Genomic DNA, 6,521 nt, shown 5'->3' with positions numbered 1-6,521 from the left:
CAGCGATAATTTCTGTGGTAAGTTCATTCATGGGGAATGCCTCCTGTGATGTTTTCTGTGGTTACTAAATATCATAAGGGAAGGCATTCCCTATTTCTATACAATTTAGAAATCTTTTGTGCGTTTACACAAGATATTTTACGCTCTCCATAAACAACAATAATTAGTACTTTCTTACAATGATTTTCGCAATTTTATTGTAACTACACACAAGGAGATGATTTTCTTGATTATGCTTTCTCAAGTTTTACACAAGAATTCAAGTTTGATTTTCCCAATATACAACATTGAAAATACTGATCGTCCAATATCAGCTATCACAATTATGGAAGATATTCGTGTCGAAAAATGGGTACGAGGTGGGGAAGTATTATTAACTAACTCCGAGACCTTACCTCAGTCACATGAGCAGTTAATTGCCTTAATTGACCGGTTATCCCGTCTCAATGCCTGCTGCTTAATCATCAAGCCTAAATCTGGCAAATATCATGCACCAAGTTACCTTATTACTCATGCAAAGTCTATTAAATTTCCGATTTTCAGTATCGCGGTTGAAACCAACTACCTACAAGTAATGAATGATGTTAATGAACTTTTATTTTATGACCGTCAAACCGACCATATGATTGATTTGGACTTAAATTACATACTAAAGTCTCACCATATCTCGGATACGGATTTCGACTTCATTTCAAGTACTAAAGATATTGATCTCTATAAACAAACAGCTTGCGTTATTCAATTACGTTTCTCTCATCCTACCCAACTTCCCAGTAGATTCAAATCACTCTTCCGATTATTTGGCCAACTTCGCACTACTTTAATTAGTTGGGAACAACATGAACGTATCTTAACTTACTTCTTACTGGAAACAGCCAAAGGAGCAACGATTGTTATCTTTCTAGCGACTAGTTCTAAAAAGACAGCTAAGCATCACAAGATAGATTTTCACTCTTTAAAGTCTTCAATACCAACATTGAGTAAAGCTTTTCATATCGGCATTTCTGACTTACACAGTGCTAAGGAACTAAACCAAGCTTATGATGAGGCGCAATTTAGTCTTAAAATGTCTCAAATTCTCAATCGCGAAGATAGTCTAACTTACTACCATGAAATCTCTTTATGGAAAGTAATTAACGAACTGCATCAACATCAGGAAAAAGATTTTTATCCAAAAGAACTTGATGGCCTTCTACAGAAGAAAGAATTACGCCAAACACTACTCACATACTTTAGTGAAAATGAATCCCTAGTAAACACAGCAGATAAGCTGTACACCCACCCCAATACAATTCGTTATCGCCTTCAAACTATCCAAAAACAAACAGGGTTAGATTATAAAAAAACGAATGATAAATTTTTACTGTACATTGCAACTGCTTTAAATTTACTGGATGTTCAAGAATGAAAGCCATTCTATGATTTAAGAAAATAATGGGTATCACTTGGTCAAAATGGCTAAGTAATACCCATTATATTTTATTCTCAATACCTATCAGTTTAATTCTCCGCAATCCACTGCCGCAACGCCACGCCAGTCCGGGACTGGTCCACCTTCACGGCTTCACGCGGCGTGCCACTATACTGAATCTGACCCCCGTAACGGCCGGCGTCGGGGCCGATGTCGATCAACCAGTCCGCTTGGCCGATGACGGCCAGGTTGTGTTCGATGATGATCAGGGAATTGCCGGCGGCCACCAGGTCGTTGAACAATTTCAATAGCCGGTCGGTATCCTGCAAATGCAAGCCGGCCGTGGGTTCGTCCAACAGGTAAACGGTCCCACGCTTGCCCAGTTCCACGGCTAATTTCAAGCGCTGAAGTTCGCCACCCGACAGCGTCGTCAGGGGTTGGGCCAAGGTCAAATAGCCCAGGCCGACGCGGTCCAAGTTACCCAGTTGGCTGGCTAATTTCGGCGTGTCGGCAAAGAAGTCCTTGGCCACCTTGACTGACAGTTGGAGGACTTCGGCGATATTTTTACCCTGATAAGTGTACTGCAGGGCTTCGTCACTGTAACGTTTACCGTGACACAACTCGCAGGTCTGCACGACCGGGTCCATGAACGCCATGTTGGTGATGGTAACGCCTTTCCCCTTGCACCGCGGGCAGGCGCCCTTGCCGTTGTAGCTGAATAAACTGGTGCCCACGCGGTCGTTGGCATTGCTGAACAATTTACGAATCTCGTCCAAGATGCCCAAATACGTGGCCGGCGTGGAGCGAATGTTGATGCCGACCGGCGCTTGGGCCAAGTCGATGTAGTCGTCCTTGAGCTGACCCTTGAGTGCCGTGACCAACGAGGACTTCCCGGAACCGGCGACCCCGGAAATGACCGTCATGACGCCTAAGGGCACGTCAACGTTGACATCTTTTAAGTTGTTTTGGGTGACGTGGCGCAGTGGTAAGGTGCCGGTCGGCTGCCGTTCCGCGCCCCAATGGTGCGGTTGCCGCAGCCATTTGCCCGTCAATGAATCCGACGCCAGCAGTTCGGGGTAGGTCCCGGTAAACGTGACCGTCCCGCCGCCTTGCCCGGCCAGCGGTCCCATCTCGACCACGTAATCGGCAAAGTCGATCATCGCCGGATTGTGCTCGACCACCAGAATCGTGTTGCCCTTGTCCTTCAGCCGCGTCAACGCCTGCTTGACCAGCTGGATGTCGTGGGGATGCAGACCGACGCTGGGTTCATCCAAAATGTAGACCATGTCGACCAACGCGCTGGTCAGGTATTTGGCAATCTTGATACGCTGGGCTTCCCCACCGGATAGCGAGCTGGTGCCGCGGTCCAACGTCAAATAGCCCAGGCCGATATCGACCAACGACTGAATCTTGGTGGTCAGTTCCCGCACCACGTCGGTCGCCAACGGTTCGGTGATGCCCCGTAAAAATGCCAGCACGTGGCGCAAGTCCATAGCTGTGACCTCGGCGATGTTCTTGCCATTGATGTGATTGGTCAAAACGGCGGCCCGCAACCGCGTACCGTGACAAGTGGGACACGGTTTGCGCGTCACGATTTCCGCAATGGCTTCGCGGTGATGTTCGGCTTCCTTCTTGCCAATCACCGACCGGCGAATCCGGGGCACCACGCCTTCATACAGCGCGGTTCGCGGAAAGCCTTCACCGGGATGAGCCAGCTTTTGTTGCGGCGCGTGCATCAACATTTCGTATTCTTCCGGCGTGTAGTCCTTGATGGGCTTGTCGTCGTCAAATAACCCGCTGGTCGCATACCGCCGCCACCGCCACGTGTCCGGGCCGAAGCTGACAAACGTAATGGCGCCTTGATTCAACGACTTCTCCGGGTCGATCAGCTTGGATTCATCAATGTCGTCAACGTAGCCGAGGCCCTGACAGTCCGGGCACATCCCTTGCGGCAGGTTAAACGAAAACGTGTCGGAGTACCCGATGAACGGCTTACCGATGCGGGAAAATAGCAGGCGCATCAACGAATAAATTCCCGTGTAGGTGGCGAGCGTCGAACGGGCATTTTTGCCCAAGCGCTGTTGTTCAATCACGATGGCGACTGGCAAGTGTTCAATGTCGCCGACGTGTGGCTGGCCGTATTTGGGCAAATACTGTTGCGTAAAACTGGGAAACGTCTCGTTCAATTCCCGTCGTGAGGCCGCCGCAATCGTGTCAAAGACCAGCGACGATTTCCCCGACCCCGATAAGCCCACGAACACCGTCGTTTCGTACTTGGGCACCCGTAAATTAACGTGTTGCAGGTTGTTTTGCGTGGCATCCTTGATGTCGATAAACCCTTTTTCAAATGTTGGTTGCATCCCGTTACTCCTCTCGTTTTTCGCTGCGAAACACTACCATTTCACCTTAACATACTCTAATTTTTTGTGGGAAATGGCGTCCCGATTCCGGTCAGCTCTTAAGCAAGATTAACCGGCCACTTGCGGCGCACAATTTGTACAAAATCACACAATCAAAACGTTCCCCAAACCGCTGGCAAAAGTCTATAATTTGACGTGTAGAATTAATTGAAGGAGGAAATCTTTTATGTCTTTATTTAAACGTCATCCCCTCAATCTGCCCGCCGCTATCATCGCCGGTGGGGCAGCCGGTATCGTCTCTGGTTTGGTCAAACTTGGCTGGGAAAACGTCCTGCCACCCCGCACGGCGGCTCGCGACGCCACCAACCCACCGCAGACGCTGCTGGAACAATTTGGCATCCCCAAGCAAGTGACCCACGCCACCTATACTTATTCTGGTCACCAATTGCCTTGGGTCAGCTACGTCATTCACTTTGGCTTCTCGACCACGTTCGCCGTCCTTTATCAAATCGTCGGGGAAAAGATTCCGGCCGTGAAAAAAGACGCCGGGACCTGGTTCGGCCTGGCCATCTGGATTGCCTTTCACCTGGGCATCATGCCAGCCATGGGCACCGTACCATCAGCGGCGGACCAGCCTAAGGAAGAACACGTCTCCGAAGCACTCGGCCACATCGCGTGGATGGTCACCAACGATCTGGTTGGCGCCGAAGTCTACCGGCGTTTGACCCAGGAAAGTCGCCGACACTAGTCTGCAAATTGAAATTGCGCAAGCCCGTACCCGCAGGCGGTCCGCCTACCGTGGCGCGTCAGCTGCGTTGGAACGCTGTGGGCAGCCTGAAGGACGGTCTCGGCACTCGCTTCGAGCCGCAGTGCACGTCTCAAAGACGCCAGTTTCCTAACCGGCAAAGATCGCTGCTAAGGAAACTCCCACGGCTGAACGCAGCTGGCACGCCACTCTCGGCTACGGTAGTGGCTGACCCTCAACAGTGATGAAGCCGACTGGTTCAACAACAACCAGCCGGGTGCCAACACCAAACTTCATGACCACCACCAATCTGCCGGAGGAGGCCAGGGATGGCGCCAGCTGTGTCGACGGTGTTGGCTGGGGTCTTTTCTCAGCCTACAGCGTGGGACGACTTGAGAGACTGACGGTTTTGGTCAGGCTTTCAAGCGAACCGGAAGCCCGTTTCTCAGGCTGCAGGTGGTCCCCATAGCAGGCAGAATCCCTGGCAGCCGCAGGCATCGTAATGGCGACGCGCTACGATGGGCGGACAGTCAGACAGGCGCAGGCGCACCCATTTCATCTGCCATGCCCATCAGAACTAGAACTTAAGGGGGAATACCCATTGAACAAGCCTTGGCAAACCAAGTGGCCCGAGCGCATCAGCTACGGCCTCAGTGATGCCGCTGACAACCTGGTCTTCCAAATGATGACCACCTACCTGCTCTTTTTCTATACCGACGTTTACGGTCTATCTGCCAGTGCCGCCGCGATTCTGTTTATCGTGGCGCGTCTGGCTGACGTGGTAGAAAGCCTGATTATCGGCTTGATGATTGACCGCACGCATTCCAAATGGGGGAAGAGTCGCCCATTTTTCCTGTGGTACGCCTTACCGTACGTCGTCTTTGCCATTTTGACCTTCGTGACGCCGCCATTTAGCGGCACGGGCAAACTCGTCTGGGCCTACGTCACCTACCTGGGACTGGGCTTCTTTTACACGGCGGTCAACCTACCGATCACGTCGATTCTGCCCACGATGACGCAAAACGAGTCGGAGCTGACCCTGCTCGGGGTGATTCGCCAATTTGGCGGGAGCGCCGTTCAAATCATTGTGGCGGTCTTCACCCTGCCGTTGGTCGCTTTCTTCGGCCACGGTAATCAGCAGCAAGGTTTCCTGTTGACCATCGTGCTCTTCGGCTTGATTTCGCTGGTCCTGATCCTCAACACCTTCTTTCACGTGCGCGAACGGTTCACCAATCCCGAAAAGTCCCATCAATCCTGGTCTGCCGTTAGTAAAATGTTACGGAAAAATAAGCCATGGCTGGTGATTTCCACAGTTATTTTACTATATTGGTTGACCACGGCCATCAAGAACCAGACGACGATTTACTATTTCAAATACATCCAACACAGTGAAAAATTGGTCCCCTTGGCCAACAGTTTCACTTTTGCGGCCCTGATTGGCGTCGTCCTGATTATTAAGGGCGCTAACGTCTGGGGCAAAAAGGCCACCATGCAACGCGGCATCCTAACCGCTGGGGCTGGCCAACTCATCTTGACGCTGGGTGTCATGACTAATCAGCTCAGCATCCTGTTCATCGGTATCTTGCTAAACGCCATTGGGGGCGGCCTGATCATCGGGCTGGTCTCCATCATGATTGCCGATACGATTCGCTACGGCATGGCACTGGGCATTCAAGCCGAAGGCATTTTAGCCTCCACGGATGACTTCGGTGTCAACGTTGGTCTAGGTTTGGGCGGATTGGTCACGGCCGGCCTGTTGCATTTATCCGGCTACGTCGCCAACCATTCCCAGAACCTAGCGACCCAACACACCATCATCCTCAACTACGCCTGGATTCCCCTGGCCCTGTACGTCGTGATGTTCATCGTCCTGTGGTTCTATAACGAAAAGGAATTGCAAGCCACCATCAAGGGCGCTTAATAGCGTTCCTACTGGTACTAACGAAATTCAGGGTGAATTAATCACCCGTTTGATGGTATCTTTAGAAAACTTTAAATAGTCCGC

At 50.8% G+C, this 6,521-nt stretch carries 4 protein-coding genes; 3 read left to right on the top strand and 1 reads right to left on the bottom strand.

The features are described 5' to 3' along the window. Nucleotides 1-232: 232 nt before the first annotated feature. Nucleotides 233-1,408, top strand: coding sequence for a PucR family transcriptional regulator (locus EKM83_RS10390; RefSeq protein ID WP_225418659.1), 1,176 nt, complete (start codon nt 233-235; stop codon nt 1,406-1,408). Between the two features lie 92 nt (nt 1,409-1,500). Here EKM83_RS10390 and EKM83_RS10385 read toward each other — a convergent pair whose 3' ends face one another. Beyond that, a complete protein-coding gene (locus EKM83_RS10385) occupies nt 1,501-3,771 on the bottom strand; it encodes an ATP-binding cassette domain-containing protein (protein ID WP_125577166.1) in 2,271 nt (756 codons plus the stop codon). 226 nt (nt 3,772-3,997) lie between these two features. On the opposite strand from EKM83_RS10385, the gene EKM83_RS10380 reads away from it, so the two are divergent. Both EKM83_RS10380 and EKM83_RS10375 read left to right on the top strand, forming a co-directional pair. Beyond that, nucleotides 3,998-4,519 carry a DUF1440 domain-containing protein gene (locus tag EKM83_RS10380; protein ID WP_125577163.1) on the top strand — a complete coding sequence of 174 codons (522 nt, stop codon included), beginning with the start codon at nt 3,998-4,000 and terminating at the stop codon, nt 4,517-4,519. Between the two features lie 598 nt (nt 4,520-5,117). Then, a complete protein-coding gene (locus EKM83_RS10375; protein WP_125577161.1) occupies nt 5,118-6,437 on the top strand; it encodes an MFS transporter in 1,320 nt (439 codons plus the stop codon). Nucleotides 6,438-6,521 lie beyond the last annotated feature (84 nt).

The organism is Levilactobacillus angrenensis, assembly GCF_003946085.1.
In the GTDB taxonomy this organism is placed as follows: Bacteria; Bacillota; Bacilli; order Lactobacillales; family Lactobacillaceae; genus Levilactobacillus; species Levilactobacillus angrenensis.
This window is presented reverse-complemented; position numbering and strand designations above follow the sequence as displayed.

Coding starts and splice junctions, on each gene's coding strand:
- EKM83_RS10390 (WP_225418659.1), top strand. CDS start 233: ATGCTTTCTCAAGTTTTACACAAGAATTCAAGTTTGATTTTCCCAATA.
- EKM83_RS10385 (WP_125577166.1), bottom strand. CDS start 3,771: ATGCAACCAACATTTGAAAAAGGGTTTATCGACATCAAGGATGCCACG.
- EKM83_RS10380 (WP_125577163.1), top strand. CDS start 3,998: ATGTCTTTATTTAAACGTCATCCCCTCAATCTGCCCGCCGCTATCATC.